Source organism: Alphaproteobacteria bacterium (genome assembly GCA_040220875.1).
Classification (GTDB): domain Bacteria; phylum Pseudomonadota; class Alphaproteobacteria; order JAVJVX01; family JAVJVX01; genus JAVJVX01.
In genome coordinates, this window is sequence record JAVJVX010000005.1 from 340,389 (window position 1) to 354,857 (window position 14,469).

Here is a 14,469-nt window from a genome sequence, read left to right on the forward strand (position 1 = left end):
GGTGCAGCGCAAGGTGACGATTTCTCGGGGGCAGGCTTGGTTGAAAATGACAAACCCCAGGACCCGGACCGTCGGGCATGGGCCGATCCAGGCCGCTCCCAGCAGGGCGGGCTGCCCGAACCCGCTTACGGATCGGGTGATCTCAGCAAGGTCGATGAGCTGATCCGCGCCCTCGATCTGTTGAGCGGCCGGCTCGCGAGATCGGAAAACCGGATCCGCTCGGCGGTCCAGCCGCTCGAAGCCGCGCTCGCCCGGATCGAGGCACAGCTTGACAAGGAAGGCGCGCCGCCAGCGTCCGGTCAAAAAGAGACTTCCTTTCCCGGCGCGATACTGGAAGAGGAGGCTGCACCTCCCACGCGGACCGGGCTTTCGCCGGACCCCGGCCGCGAGAATGACGTTCGGAACGCAGAGCGGCCTGACGAAGCAGCCGCATCGGCGGTTGACCGGGCACCCCGGGTGGCGGGACGGGGACGCATGGAAGCCGCGCGGACAAGCCGCCGGCACATGTCGCTCGAAAAGCGCTTCGAGTATTTCAGCAATTCCGGGCCGGCCGAGATCGAGGAGCACGCGCGGCCCGACGAGGGCCGCGTCCGGGCTTCGGTCGAGACCGGCGAACGTCCGGACGGGACGCGGTATCTGTTTCTAGTCACCAGCCTCCTCGCTTCGGCCGGGATCGGATTTTGGGTCTATTCGAGCTTCGTGTCCGATCGGCTCGGGAATGACGAGATGCGCGCCACCCTCTCGATCGAGACGCAATCGCTGCCGGCCGAGTTGTCCCGGCTGGCCGATCCGGCCAGCCTGTCCTTCACGCCCCTGCCACCGGAAATGGCGGATATGCCCTTGCCCGTCCTGACCCGAACCGCCCGGATCGGGGATAGCTGGGCCGCGGTCGCGCTCGGTGTCATGTATGCCAGGGGGCTCGGGGTCGAACTGGATTATGCCAGCGCCGACGAGTGGTTCAGGGTCGGCATCGAACACGGCAGCCGCGACGCGAAGTATAATCTTGCGGTCCTGCACGCCCAGATGGCGGGCAACAACGAAGCGGCCGGTGAGCAGCCCGCGCCGGCCGGCCAGGGCCGCATTCTCGCGTGGCTGCGCGAGGCAGCGCGTGACGGCCAGCCACAGGCCAGCGTCGCCCTCGCACTGATGGCGCTGGCCAACGCGACCGACCCCGAAAGTCTGGGCAGCGCGGTGGACGTGCTGGAGCGCACCGCCCGGAAGGGACACGCGGACGCGGCACTGGCGCTTGGGCATGTCTATCTCGACGGTCTCGGCACGCCAGCCGCGCCCGAGGATGCCTATGTCTGGTTCAGCCTGGCGGCCCTCGCCGGCAATCAGGCGGCCGTAGCAGGCGCCGGGCTGGCCTCCGGCCGGTTGGACGCGGCAGGCCGGGAGCGGGCCGAGGCTCGGGTCAGCCGGTGGAGCACGACCTTCCTCCCCCAAAACGAAATTGGCGGGAATGGCGTTGAAAACGACGGCGAAAAGGATTCAGTGCTCGAGACCGAACAACTGCTCGACCGGCTGCGCATATCACCCGGGCCGGTGGATGGCAGAATGACGGAAGAAACCCGCGCGGCCATCCGCACCTATCAGGGCTATGCGGGCCTGCCCGAAACCGGCGAAATCTCGCCCGCCCTCTTGACCCATCTGCGTGCCGTAAGCGGCGTGGCACCACCCGAGGACAGCGGGAGCGCGCCCGACTGACCAGCGTCAATTCCGGCCGGTTGCCTCAGCCTTGCCGCACGTCAGTCTTGCCGCAACTCAGTCTCGCCGCAGGGGCAATTCGGCCGCGATATCACTGATCATCGGGCCGGCCGCGACCCACCAGGCCGGCGCATCGCGGCCGATGGACCCGGCCGCCGCCGCCGCCTCTTCAGCCGTTCCGAAAAGCCCGAAACACGTGGCCCCGCTGCCCGACATGCGCGCCAGCAAACACCCCTCGCTGGCCTGGATCGCCGCCAACACGTCACCGATCTCGGGCGCCAGTTCAAGCGCCGGCGCCAGCAGATCGTTCCGCGTCTCGCGAAGTGCCGCGATGAACGCGGCGCGATCCCGCCCGCCCGCGACGGCGGCGGCGGCGAGCGCCGGCTCGGTGAACGCACCCTGCCGGCGAGCGAATACCGCTGGTGTCGGCACCGCCACACCGGGGTTGACCAGAACCAGCCATAGGGGCGGCAAATCCCCGACCGGTGCCAACTCGTCGCCGATCCCGCTCGCCCGCGCGGCCTGCCCGGCCAGACAGACCGGCACGTCGGCACCCAGCCGACGGGCCAGTGACTCGAGGTCATCCCCTCGCGGCGTGAGGCCCCACAAGGCGCAAAGAAGACGCAAGGTCGCCGCCGCATCGGCCGACCCGCCGCCAATGCCGGCCGCCGCCGGCAGGGTCTTGTAAAGCCGGAGAGCGGCGCCGGGCGGAGGGCTCCGGCCGGTCAGTCGGGCCAGACCCTCGGCCGCGCGCAGCACAAGATTGTCCTGCGCCGGCCCGACAAGCCCGCCGAACGGTCCCGTCACCTCATCAAGGATCAGGGTGCCGGCCGGTGCGGCCGATACCTCGTCCGAGATCCCGGCAAAGACGATCAGGCTGTCGAGAAGATGATAGCCATCCTCGCGCCGGCCGGTGACGTGAAGGAAAAGGTTTATCTTTGCCGGGGCGGCCGCGATAAGCCGCGTCACGGCACCGCACTTTCGCCGGCACCCGCGGCGGAATTGGAATGCGCCTCGGACCGGGCCGGGTCCGTGAGGCCGTGCTCGAGCTTGCGCGTGATGCTGGCGAGAAGCTCTTCGGTCGGGTCGAAGAGAAGCGCCCGCGACCACTGGAATCTTGCTTCCAGCCGGCGACCGACCCGCCAATAGGCGTCCCCCAAATGGTCATTGATCGTCGAATCATGCGGCACGAGCTCGGCCGCCCGCTCGAGACTTTCCGCGGCGCGCTCGTAATCGCCGAGGTGGTAGAGAACCCAGCCCAGGCTGTCGACGATATACCCGTCATTGGGCCGGCGGCGGACGGCGCGTTCGATCATGGAACGCGCGCGCGGCAGATTGATGCCCTGCTCGACCCAGGAATAGGCAAGATAATTCAGAATGAACGGCTGGTCGGGCTCGAGCTCCAGCGCACGCAGGAAATCGGTCTCCGCCCGCCGCCATTCCTTCGCCCGTTCGAGCGCGATGCCGCGGGCATAGAGAAGACCCCAGTGATGCTTTTCCACCGGTTGCACGGCGGCTACAGCCTTGTCATAGACCGCGACGGCCTCATCGAATTTTTCGGAATCGCGGAGGATATCTCCCAGCGTCGTCAGCGCCGCCAGGTAATCGGCCCGCTCATCGATGAGTTGCCGCAGGAGTTTCGCCGCATCCTTGCTCCGGCCCAGCCGGTGCAGGGCCTCGGCCTTGCGGATACGCGCCTCCCGGCCATAGGGGCTGAGGGTTGAAACCTCGCCGTAAAGGCGGACGGCATCCTCATAGCGCCCCTGGTCACGCAGAATATCGCCGACAAGCAGCTTCGCCTCCGGAAACTCGGGCTTGAGAAAAAGGGCGAACCGCACATAAAGCAGCGCCAGGGTATTCGCATTCTCGCTTTCCAGCGCATGCGCGAAGTTGAGCGCCGCCTCGGCCAGTCCTTCCGCCGGCGCGCCGACCATGGGTGGCATCGCCCGACCCTCGTCCAAATCGCCCGTCAGAGACGCGACCAGCGCCGAGCCCTCGCGCGTATCCTGAAATTCCCGGTAGATTTCGCGCGCTTCCACGATCCTTCCCTGGCGGGCATAGAAGGAGGCGAGTGCCGCCGCCAGCCGCAGGGACGGCTCGGGACTGGCGCCGTAGGCGGCGCGATAGCGGTTTTCCGCCGCCGCCGCGTTGCCTTCGAGATCGTGGATGAACCCGGCATGGAGATCGTCGAAGAGCGCGAACGCCCGCGAATGAGAGAGCCGCGCCAGGGTCTTGATCGCCAGATCGGGTTTCCCCTGCCCCACTTGGGCCCAGGCCATGAAAAGGGGGCGGGTGTAACGATCGAGCCCCTTGACGGGAATTTCCTCGAGGAAACGCACCGCGTCGGTGAAATGCCCGCCTCGGGCCGCGTTCATGGCGAGGAACATGTTGGCCAGGGCGTGGCTGTGGTCGAGGGCGCGCAGGCGTTGCGCCGCATCGAGGGCACGATCGAAATGGCCGGCGCTGACATGCAGCATCAGGCTGCGATCGCCCAGTTCGCGATTATCGGGATCGGCCGCAAAGACGCGGGCGAAAAATTCGCTCGCCGAGGCGTAGTCCTGGGTGTGCTCAGCGTGCAGGCCGGCGAGGTAATTGGCAGCGAGCTTGCTGTCGAAGTCACTTGCCGGTCCGGGCTTGGCCCAGGCGGCCGGCGCGCCGGCCGGTAACACCAGGAACAGAAGCAACGGGACGAGCACCGCCAGACGCGCGGGCGGGCGGCGCCCGCAACCGCGACTATCGTGAGATGAGGCCCGGTTTTCCATCGGCGCACGACCCGTCAGGGGATGATTTCCGAAGCATCGCCCAGACCGGGGCAAGTTTCAATCACCCGGCCGGGCATGAGTTAATTCCAGATGTCTTTCCCGATAGTTACATATTGGGATAGTTGGGGCCGCCGCCCCCTTCGGGAACGACCCAGGTGATGTTCTGCTCCGGGTCCTTGATGTCGCAGGTTTTGCAGTGAATGCAGTTCTGCGCATTGATCTGGAGCCGGGACACCCCCCCCTCCTCGACGATCTCATAGACCCCGGCCGGGCAATACCGGCTTTCCGGCGAGCCATATATGTCGAGATTGACGTCGATCGCCTTTTGCGCGTCTCCCAGAACCAGATGACCCGGCTGATCTTCCTCGTGATTTGTGTTCGAGATATAGACCGATGACAGCCTGTCAAAAGTGAGTGTTCCGTCGGGTTTGGGGTAGGTAATCGTCCGCGTCTTGTCGCGCGGCTTCAGATGCCGGTGGTCTCTTTTTCGCTTGTGCAGCGTCCAGGGCGCACGGCCGCGCAGCACCAGGCTGTCCAGCGCGCTGTAGGCCAGCCCGGCCAGAAGTCCCCAACCGAAGGCGGGGCGAATGTTGCGCACCTTCTCGAGTTCGCGACCGACCCACGACCGCCGCAGCCGGGACTCGTACTCCGGCGAACCGGCTTCGGCCCCGTCCGCCGGCGCGAGGGTGGCAAAGGTTGCCTCGGCCGCCAGCATCCCCGACTTGATCGCCGTGTGCGAGCCCTTGATGCGGGGGACGTTCATGAAGCCGGCCGCACAGCCGATCAGCGCGCCGCCCGGGAAATCCAGTGTCGGGATCGACTGGAACCCCCCTTCGTTGAGGGCCCGGGCCCCGTAGGCCAGGCGCCGTCCACCGGCCAGCACGGGACGGATGGCGGGATGCGTCTTCAAACGCTGAAACTCTTCGAAAGGGCTGAGAGTCGGATTTTCGTAATCGAGTCCGACGACGAGGCCCACGGAGACAAGGTTGTCCTCGAGGTGATAGACGAAACCGCCACCATAGGTTCGCCAGTCGAGCGGCCAACCGACGGTGTGGGTCACGAGGCCGGGACGGTGACGGGCCGGGTCGACTTCCCACAATTCCTTGAGGCCGATGGCGTAGGTCTGGGGATCGCTTTCATTTTCGAGGCCGAACTTCGCCATCAGCCCCTTGGTCAGCGAGCCGCGACAGCCTTCGGCGAACAACGTGTGACGCCCGCGCAATTCGACTCCGCGCTCGAAACCGGGTTTGCGCCGGCCGTCCCTGCCAAGACCCATATCGCCCGTCGCGACACCGGCCACGCGGCCCGTCTCGTCGTAAAGCACTTCGGCGGCGGCAAAGCCGGGGTAGATCTCGGCCCCCAGCGCTTCCGCCTCCGCCGCCATCCAGCGCGCCAGATTGCCCAGGCTGATGATGTAATTGCCATGATTGCGGATCGGCCCCAGCACCGGGAGCCATGCGGCGTGGCGCCGGGTGAGGAACAGCAACCTGTCCTTGCTTGCCGGCGTGTTCAGGGGCGCCCCCTTCTCGCGCCAGTCCGGCACCAGCTCCGTCAGCGCGACCGGGTCCATTACCGCCCCCGACAGGATATGCGCCCCGACTTCGGACCCTTTTTCCAGAACGCAGACCGACACCTCGCGTCCGGTTTCGGCGGAAAGCTGGCGCAGCCGGATCGCGGCCGCCAGCCCTGCGGGCCCGGCCCCCACGATCACGACATCAAACTCCATCGCCTCACGGCCATCCGGCTGTTCACTCACCCCGACCCTCCTTTCCGCTGTTTCCCGGGATTTTGTGGCATCGGGCCGCGCAAAAGCCAACCCCGGCGATAGCCTGACTTTTTACCCGGCATTAAATATAGTGGCGCCACAATCCGGGGGTGTTAACCAAACCGCCCACGGAGCGGGACCGGTGGCCACGCGCCCCGGCGCTCGGCGGAAGCGGGAACAGCGCGGGGTAGGGAGAGTATGGATCGTCAGGCATTGCTGGATGCGCTGGCCTGGCAGGTCGAGGCGGGCGCGGATGTCTGCGTCGCCGACACGCCTGTCGACAGCTACGCCCTGACCCGGCAACAGAAGGCCGCCCGCACGGCGTCCCGGCCGGTCGCGGCACCGGCCGCCGAGCGCCCGGCGGGCCCGGCCAGGAGAGCCGAGCGCCCGGGCCCCGATCCGGCGCCGCTCGCGACCGATAACCGGCTGGCCCAATCGGCACGACACGAGGCGGCGGCGGCAACCAGCCTGGCGGAGCTTCGGGCCGTGATCGAGGCGTTTGACGGCTGCGCCCTCAAGGATACCGCGAGCCACACGGTTTTCGCCGACGGCAACCCCGAGGCACCGATCATGATTATCGGAGAGGCGCCGGGCGCGGAAGAAGACCGCAAGGGATTGCCGTTCGTGGGCGCGGCCGGCCAGCTTCTTGACCGGATGCTTGCCAGCATCGGCCTGGACCGGAAAAGCGCCTATATCTCGAATGTGCTGCCCTGGCGGCCGCCCGGCAACCGCCAGCCGACCTCGGCCGAGATCACCACCTGCCTGCCCTTCATCGAACGTCATATCGAACTCGCCGCGCCGCGCCTCGTGGTCCTGGCGGGCGGTACTGCGGCCAAGGCTCTCCTCGGCACGCGGACCGGCATCATGCGGCTTCGGGGAAAATGGGCGGAGATCCAGACCGCGCACTTGCCGGCGCCGGTCCCGGCCATGCCGATCTTTCATCCGGCCTATCTCTTGCGCACGCCCTCGGCCAAGCGCGAAGCGTGGCGCGACCTTCTCGAAATCGGCAAACGTCTGGAGGCCCTCTCATGAGCCGGGCAATGAGCCGGGCAATGCGCCGGGCAATAAGCCTGCGGATCATGGCGATCCTGCCCATCTGCCTCGCCAGCCTGGCGACCGTCGCCGCCGCTGACGAAACGAGTATTGGCAGCGCGGGCACGCCGGGCGCGGAACAGGCGGCGGCCGATCGCGAGACCCTGTTCCGCGGCTGGCCGGCCGTTCTGAATGCGGGCGATCGCGAGACCTATCGGCGCATCTTCGAGGCGCAGAAATCGGGCGACTGGGGTGCGGCGAGCCGGCTGATCGAGACACTCGGCGACCGGCGCCTCATGGGCTACGTGCTCTCGCAGCGTTATCTGCATCCGACCAAATATCGTTCCAAATTCCATGAGTTGCGTGACTGGATGGCCGCCTGGGCCGACCTTCCTGACGCGCATCGAATCTACCGCCTGGCTCGCCGTCGCCAACCGGCGGACGCCGGCGCGCCGAAGCCGCCCGAAGCTCGGCTCTGGACCGGGCGCTATGCAAGCGAAAGCTTCCCCGGCGCCTGGCGCGGACGCGTCGCCCATTGGCAGGCGGGGGAGTCTTCTCCCGCCGCGCGTCGCCTGACCGCGCAAATTCATAACGATCTGCGCCGCTTTCGCATCACCATATCCAAGGACCGCCTGTACGATCCCGAACAAGGCGCAAAGCTCTATACGCCTACCGCCTTCGATGAGGTACAGGCCGCGATCGCGGGCGCGTATTTCGTGGCCGGCAAGGACCATCTCGCGCTCGACCTGTCGCGGCGGAGTGCTGCCCGGTCCGGGGACAAGGTCCCCTCGGCCTATTGGACGGCCGGGCTGGCGGCCTGGCGGCTCGGCCAGATCGAACTGGCGGCCAGTGCCTTCGAGGGGCTGGCCCGGGCGGAACGCGCCGGAAGCTGGCAGCAGGCCGCTGGCGCCTTCTGGGCGGCGCGGGCCTATCTGGCCGACGGCAGGCCGCAAAAAGTGCAGGAACTGCTGGTCGCGGGTGCGGGGCACAACCGGACCTTCTACGGCATTCTTTGCCGCTACATGCTCGGGCTGGATGCGACTTTCGACTGGTCGGCGCCGGCGATACCGGCGGCGGCGCGCGCGGCGCTCCTCGAGGTCCCGGCGGTGGCGCGCGCGGTGGCGCTGGCGGAGATCGATCAGCAGAACCAGTCGGAACGGGAATTGCGCATCGTATTCCCGAGCCTCTCACGCACGCAGCAGGACCAGGTGCTTGTCCTCGCGCTCGACCTCAACCTGGCCGGGCTCGCCATGCGCATCGGCGGCACCAAGGTGGCGGAGGGAGAGGATTACCTCGATGCCGCACTTTACCCGCTCCCGGTCTGGCATCCCGAAGACGGCTACAAGGTCGACCGCGCCCTCATCTATGCGGTGACGCGCCAGGAATCCCGTTTCAACGCCTACGCCAAAAGTCACGCCGGCGCGCGCGGCCTGATGCAGCTCATGCCGGCGACCGCGAGTTCGATCAGCGGCACCCGCGCCTACCGTTACAGCCGGCGCAACGATTTGTACGAGCCCGCACTCAACCTGTCCCTCGGGCAGAAATATCTGCAGCGCCTGCTCGCCAGTGACGATATCAGTGGCAATCTGTTTCTCATGGCCGCGGCCTATAACGGGGGCAGCGGCAATCTGCGCAAATGGATGCGCGAGACGGATTACGCCGATGATCCTCTCCTCTTCATCGAGAGCATCCCCGCGCCCGAAACACGTGACTTCATCGAGCGCGTGCTGACGAATTTATGGATCTACCGTGCCCGCCTCGGTCAGGACGCCCCCTCCCTCGCCGCGCTGGCCAATGGCGGCTGGCCGGTCTACCGTCCGCAGGATGAAGAACTGGCCAAACTGAGCGACTGACAGCATCACCATGCCCGGCATCGACGAAAGCCGCGAATTCCTGCCGGTCCAGATCGCGCTTCTGACTGTCTCCGATTCGCGCACGACGGAAACCGACACCTCCGGAGATATCCTGGCCGCCCGGCTGACGGCGGCGGGTCACCGTCTGGCGGCACGGAAGATTCTCCCCGACGACCGCGCGCGGATAGCGGCGCAGTTGCGGAGCTGGATCGCGGATCCCGAGATCGACGCGGTGATTTCGACCGGAGGCACGGGCCTGACGGGGCGCGACGTCACCCCCGAAGCCTTCGGCGATGTGATCGAAAAGGAAATCGCCGGATTTGGCGAACTTTTCCGCTGGCTCAGCTACGAGAAAATCGGCACGTCCACGATCCAGTCCCGCGCCATCGCCGGCGTTGCGGGCGGCACCTATCTCTTCGCGTTGCCGGGATCACCCGGGGCGTGCAAGGACGGCTGGGACGGAATCCTCAGCCATCAGCTCGATTCGCGGTTCCGCCCCTGCAACTTCGTCGAGCTCATGCCCCGACTGAAGGAAACCTGAACCCGCCCGCCATCAGGCGGACCCGGGCTGGCGTCTTTCCCGCCGCCGGCGCCAACGCCGCCAATCCGCCCCGTTATCGAGATCATCCAGCGCCGGCGCGTATCCGACGGCGAGCCGGGCAAGATTTCGCGCCGTATCGGCAGAGGTGTGACTGGTCGACCAGCGCACCCCCTCGAAGCATTTGTGATCCAGGACCGCGCGCCGCGGCTGGCGAAATCCCACAAGCCAGTAGCCGCCATCGCCGGCCGGCCCCAGCACCGCGTCATGGCGCGCCAGGAGCCGCAAGGCGCGGCGTATGTGTTGCGGGCCGAGATCGGGAATATCGCCCCCGACCATGACCGCGGGGCCGGCAGGTCCGCCCAGAAACGTCCGGCCCATGCGCCGGCCCAGATCACCCTGCCCCTGGCGCAGCACGCCCTTGGGGCGGATCGCGCCGGCGAGACGAAAGCTGCGCGTGCGGGCCGAATCCGGGCTGAGCGCGATCCAGAGGTGCCAGCGCCGGTCGCGACCGAGCCGGGCGATGGTCTGTCGCAGAAGCAGACGATAAATGCGCCAGGCGTCGACCGCCCCGACCTCGCGGCCGAGACGCTTCTTGACCTGACCCACGCGCGGAGCCTTGACCATGAGGATGACGCGAGGGATGCGGGTGCGCCGGGCCATCAGCGATAGAGCCTCTCGAGCCGGCAGGGCGGGACGCCCGCAAAATAGAGGGCGAGAAGGGAGAGGTTTCTGAGCGGCCGGCGGAAATAGCCGTTGCGGCGATAGCGCCGGGCCGACGTGACGGCCCGGGCAGGCAGGAGACGGACGGGCCGGTGGACACCTTCCAGTCGCGCCAGCCGGCGAAGCCGGCGGATGAAATCCACGTCTTCCATCAGACCGAGGTCGCGATACCCGCCGACATCTCGATACAGGTCGCGCGAGATCAGCAGCCCCTGATCACCGTAGGGGAGCGCCAGCCACCGGCTGCGCCAGTTGGCAAGCCGGGCCACACGCCGAGCACCGGGCGTGTCGTCGTCAAAAGCGAGAGTGAAGGCGCCGACGCGGCGGTGATTTTCGGCGTCCGCCATGAACTGCCACGCGGCCGCGCGCCAGGAAGGGTCGAGGACGGTATCGACATGCAGAAAGAGAAGCCATTCCCCCTCGGCCGCGGCGGCGCCCAGGCGCAACTGCCGGCCCCGGCCGGGCTCGCCAAGCTCGATCACGCGTGCCCCCGCCCGGCGCGCCACTCCCGCACTATCGTCGCTGGAGCCGCCATCGGCGACGATGATTTCGCCAATCGGCGCACCATCGGCGGCCCCGAGCGCGCGAAGGCAGGCCGGCAGATCGGCGGCGCCCCCAAGGCAGGGGAGGATCACGGAAAGCGTCATGGCCCCGTTTTAGCCGAGCCGACGGCCCCGGAAACCCCATAAAACCCGGAATCGTCCCGCGCCGGCCGCCGGGATGTATGTTCTTGAATTGTTCTCATTCTCGGCGCAAGATTTTTAGATGGTCGATCGCCCCGCCTATGATGCCACGCCCCACCGGCTGACCCGCGGCCAGGCCAGGAAGGGACGGGGTGCTGCGAGCAACGCGCCCGGCCGGTTTGAGCCCCATACGCGCGAGGCGGTGGCCGATGGCTGGGAGCAAGCGGGCTCGGAGGTGCCGGAAGAGGCTGCGTCCGGGCCGCTGCGCACCACGGTCCTGCCCGACCAGGCGCGGCGCGTGATCGCGCGCAACAACTCACCCGATATTCCCTTCGATCGCTCGATCAACCCGTATCGCGGCTGCGAGCATGGCTGCATCTACTGCTATGCGCGCCCAAGCCACGCGTATCTCGGCCTGTCGCCGGGACTGGATTTCGAAACCCGGCTTTTCGCCAAGATGGACGGCGTGGCCCGGCTGCGCGCCGAACTGGCGAAGCCCGGCTACGTGCCGGCGCCGATCGCCTTTGGCGCCAATACCGATCCCTACCAGCCGGTCGAACGTCGGCTCGGGATCACACGCGGCCTGATCGAACTTCTCTCCGCGTGCCAGCATCCCATCACCATCGTCACCAAGTCGGACCTGGTCACGCGCGACATCGAACTGCTGAAATCCATGGCCGAGCGCCGGCTCGTGCAGGTTTTTGTCTCGATCACGACGCTCGACCGGGGCCTTGCCCGCACGCTCGAGCCCCGCGCCGCGACGCCGTCCCGCCGGCTTGCCGCCGTTTCCAGGCTGGTCGAGGCGGGCGTGCCCGCGGGCGTCATGACCGCCCCCATCATCCCGGCCGTGACCGACCATGAAATCGAGGCGCTCCTCGAAGCGGCGGCAGAGGCCGGCGCCTATTGTGCGAGCTATACGCTGCTTCGCCTGCCTCACGAGGTAAAGGAGCTTTTCGACGAATGGCTCCGGACGCACGCGCCGCTCAAACGTGAGAAAGTACTCAACCTGATCCGCGACACGCGGGCGGGCGGGCTTAACGATTCGGCTTTCGGGCGCCGCCTCAGAGGGGAAGGCCCCTATGCCCAACTGATCGCCGCCCGGCACAAGGCGGCCTGCCAGCGCTTCGGGCTGACACGGCCGATGCCCGACAGCGATTGCACGCGCTTTCGGCCGCCCCGGAAAGACACGGCGCAGCTCGATCTGTTCTGAAGAGGCAGCGAGAAAAAATCTGCCGGGAACGTCGTGGTGGCTTGGCGTGTCCTGCAAGGCACCATAGACTCGTGCGGTGTCTGCACATTTCGATCTGACCGGTCTCGCTATCGTCGTCCTGGCGGCAAGCCTCCTGGGCTACGCGATGACGCGTCTCAAGCAATCCCCCATCGTCGGCTACATCCTGGCGGGCGTGATCCTCGGCCCCTCGGTGCTCGGCCTCGTCGAGGACCGGGCGGGGATCGAACTGCTGGCCGAACTCGGCGTGCTGCTGCTGCTTTTCGTCATCGGACTTGAACTCAGTCTTGAAACCATCAAGACGTCGTGGCGCACGGCGGTGACGGCCGCCCTCCTGCAGATTGCCGCGAGTGTCGGAGCCATGCTGATCCTGGCCCTGTTTTTTGGCTGGTCCTGGCCATTCGCGATCCTGCTCGGTTTCGTCGTCGCCCTGTCGAGTACCGCCGTCGTGGTGCGGATGCTGACCCAGATGGATATCGTGCGCCAACCCGTGGGCCAGTTGACCGTCAGCATCCTGATCGCCCAGGACCTCGCCTTCATCCCCATGGTGCTGACCGTTGGCGCGATGAAGGGTGGCACGTTCGAACTGGTGGACGCGCTGCGCCTCGTCTCCGGAATCGCGGTGCTGGGTCTGCTGCTGTGGTATCTCGGGCAGGGGCGCACGGTTAAAATGCCGTTCAGCTCGACCGACCATCGCCGGCGCGAACTGGTGCCCCTGCGCGGCCTGATGTTCTGCTTCGGCCTCGCCGCGCTGGCAGGCGTGCTGGGGCTGTCGGCCGCCTATGGCGCGTTTCTCGCGGGCCTCATCCTCGGCAACAGCAACGAACGACGCCTCATGCACGTCACGATGCAGCCCATCGAGGCGGTGCTGATGATGGTGTTCTTCCTTTTGATCGGCCTGCTGATCGACCTCGGCTTCATCGTCGATAATTTCGGCCGCGTATTTCTGGTGCTGGCCGCCGTGGTCGTGCTCAAGACAGCGATGAATATCGGCATCCTGCACATGCTCAAGGAGCCCTGGCCTCATGCCGTGATCGCAGGCATCCTGATGGCGCAAATCGGCGAATTCTCTTTCCTCCTGGGCCAGATCGGGCTCGGCGCCGGCATCCTCGACTCGGACGATTCCAAGCTCATCGTCTCGGTCACGGCATTGTCGCTCATGATCACCCCGATCTGGATGACGACCGCGCGGCGGGTCATGCGCCTCGTGGTCCTGAGCATCAATTCCGGGCAGGAAACCGTGCGGGTGGTATTCGGCCATCTGGCCGACCCGCTGATGGACGGAGCGCGCGCCCTGCGTGGCCAGGCCGCGCGACTGTCCGGCTGGCGCCGGACGTCCGGACGCGGGTCCGACGGGCGGCCGACAGAAGACGGGGAAAATGCCGGACCTCGGCGCGGGGGGCGCGACGGGGGAGATTCCTGGCCGTGATCCGGAAGGCCGATTTCCCGCGTCCCCATTTCGATCTCGAATCCGCCCATGGCGGGCAGGTGGCGGGGCTCGACGAAGCAGGGCGCGGGCCACTGGCGGGGCCGGTCGTCGCGGCCGCCGTGATGTTCCGGCCCGAGGCGCATCTTTCCGGCGAGCTCCAGGGGCTTACGGATTCGAAGCTCATGGTACTGGCCGACCGGCACCGGATCTTCGCGGCCCTGCCCCGTCTCGCCTGGATTGGACTGGGTGCTGCGAGCGCGGGTGAAATCGACCGCCTGAATATCCTCAACGCCAGCCTGCTTGCCATGCACCGCGCCCTCGACCAGCTGATGCGGCTCGCCGATCACGCGCCGCGCCATGCACTGATCGACGGCAATATCAGCCCGGCCCTGCCGATCCCGGCCACGGCCGTCATCAGGGGCGACGGCACGAGTCTCTCCATCGCGGCCGCGTCCGTGGTGGCGAAGGTGGTGCGCGACCGGGCCATGACCCGTCTTGCCAGTCGATATCCCCAATATGGCTGGGCCGACAATGCGGGCTACGGAACAGCCGCACACCGATCCGCCCTGCAAGCCCACGGCGCCTGTCGCCACCACCGTGCCAGCTTCGCCCCCGTACGGGAGATCCGGGGCGGCGCAAAGTAAAGACTGCGCCACCACAATATCTTGCGGCCATGGACTCAATGATTCCATATAGGGTATTGGTCTAATCCCTTGATTCAAAAGAGATTGACGGCGTGACTCGGGAGACTC

The 14,469-nt window shown here is 67.0% G+C and carries 12 protein-coding genes; 7 read left to right on the forward strand and 5 right to left on the reverse strand.

Going from position 1 to position 14,469, the window contains the following annotated elements; genetic code table 11:
• Nucleotides 1-36: 36 nt before the first annotated feature.
• Nucleotides 37-1,704 (forward strand): SEL1-like repeat protein, encoded by a 1,668-nt coding sequence (locus tag RLQ26_03885; protein MEQ9087861.1) that lies wholly within the window; start codon nucleotides 37-39, stop codon nucleotides 1,702-1,704.
• A gap of 57 nt (nucleotides 1,705-1,761) precedes the next feature.
• Here RLQ26_03885 and RLQ26_03890 read toward each other — a convergent pair whose 3' ends face one another.
• From RLQ26_03890 to RLQ26_03900, 3 genes are all read right to left on the reverse strand, one after another.
• Entirely contained in the window at nucleotides 1,762-2,673 is a 912-nt protein-coding gene (locus tag RLQ26_03890) for a 4-(cytidine 5'-diphospho)-2-C-methyl-D-erythritol kinase (protein ID MEQ9087862.1), read from the reverse strand.
• The gene (locus RLQ26_03895) at nucleotides 2,670-4,400 is read right to left on the reverse strand and encodes a tetratricopeptide repeat protein (protein ID MEQ9087863.1); all 1,731 of its coding nucleotides are present in this window, start codon (nucleotides 4,398-4,400) and stop codon (nucleotides 2,670-2,672) included. Before RLQ26_03895 ends, RLQ26_03890 begins: the two co-directional genes overlap by 4 nt.
• Before the next feature lie 172 nt (nucleotides 4,401-4,572).
• Nucleotides 4,573-6,192 carry an electron transfer flavoprotein-ubiquinone oxidoreductase gene (locus RLQ26_03900; GenBank protein MEQ9087864.1) on the reverse strand — a complete coding sequence of 540 codons (1,620 nt, stop codon included), beginning with the start codon at nucleotides 6,190-6,192 and terminating at the stop codon, nucleotides 4,573-4,575.
• Nucleotides 6,193-6,429: 237 nt separating this feature from the next.
• On the opposite strand from RLQ26_03900, the gene RLQ26_03905 reads away from it, so the two are divergent.
• From RLQ26_03905 to moaB, 3 genes are read left to right on the forward strand one after another with little or no spacing between them, the layout of a single operon-like run.
• A complete protein-coding gene (locus RLQ26_03905) occupies nucleotides 6,430-7,263 on the forward strand; it encodes a uracil-DNA glycosylase (GenBank protein ID MEQ9087865.1) in 834 nt (277 codons plus the stop codon).
• Entirely contained in the window at nucleotides 7,260-9,116 is a 1,857-nt protein-coding gene (locus tag RLQ26_03910; protein MEQ9087866.1) for a lytic transglycosylase domain-containing protein, read from the forward strand. The genes RLQ26_03905 and RLQ26_03910 overlap by 4 nt, the downstream gene beginning before the upstream one ends.
• 10 nt (nucleotides 9,117-9,126) lie before the next feature.
• On the forward strand, nucleotides 9,127-9,657 hold the full coding sequence (moaB, locus tag RLQ26_03915) for a molybdenum cofactor biosynthesis protein B (GenBank protein ID MEQ9087867.1): 531 nt from the start codon (nucleotides 9,127-9,129) through the stop codon (nucleotides 9,655-9,657).
• A 12-nt stretch (nucleotides 9,658-9,669) separates the two neighbouring features.
• On the opposite strand, the gene RLQ26_03920 is transcribed toward moaB, so the two are convergent.
• Together RLQ26_03920 and RLQ26_03925 are read right to left on the reverse strand one after the other, a co-directional pair.
• Entirely contained in the window at nucleotides 9,670-10,317 is a 648-nt protein-coding gene (locus RLQ26_03920; GenBank protein ID MEQ9087868.1) for a TIGR04282 family arsenosugar biosynthesis glycosyltransferase, read from the reverse strand.
• Nucleotides 10,317-11,024 (reverse strand): TIGR04283 family arsenosugar biosynthesis glycosyltransferase, encoded by a 708-nt coding sequence (locus RLQ26_03925; protein ID MEQ9087869.1) that lies wholly within the window; start codon nucleotides 11,022-11,024, stop codon nucleotides 10,317-10,319. Before RLQ26_03925 ends, RLQ26_03920 begins: the two co-directional genes overlap by 1 nt.
• A gap of 118 nt (nucleotides 11,025-11,142) precedes the next feature.
• On the opposite strand from RLQ26_03925, the gene RLQ26_03930 reads away from it, so the two are divergent.
• The 3 genes from RLQ26_03930 to RLQ26_03940 all read left to right on the forward strand — a co-directional run bounded on the left by RLQ26_03930 (nucleotide 11,143) and on the right by RLQ26_03940 (nucleotide 14,361).
• Nucleotides 11,143-12,270, forward strand: a complete 1,128-nt coding sequence (locus RLQ26_03930; protein MEQ9087870.1) for a PA0069 family radical SAM protein — start codon at nucleotides 11,143-11,145, stop codon at nucleotides 12,268-12,270.
• A gap of 76 nt (nucleotides 12,271-12,346) precedes the next feature.
• Nucleotides 12,347-13,717, forward strand: a complete 1,371-nt coding sequence (locus tag RLQ26_03935; protein MEQ9087871.1) for a cation:proton antiporter — start codon at nucleotides 12,347-12,349, stop codon at nucleotides 13,715-13,717.
• Nucleotides 13,717-14,361 (forward strand): ribonuclease HII, encoded by a 645-nt coding sequence (locus tag RLQ26_03940; GenBank protein MEQ9087872.1) that lies wholly within the window; start codon nucleotides 13,717-13,719, stop codon nucleotides 14,359-14,361. Before RLQ26_03935 ends, RLQ26_03940 begins: the two co-directional genes overlap by 1 nt.
• Nucleotides 14,362-14,469: the final 108 nt, after the last annotated feature.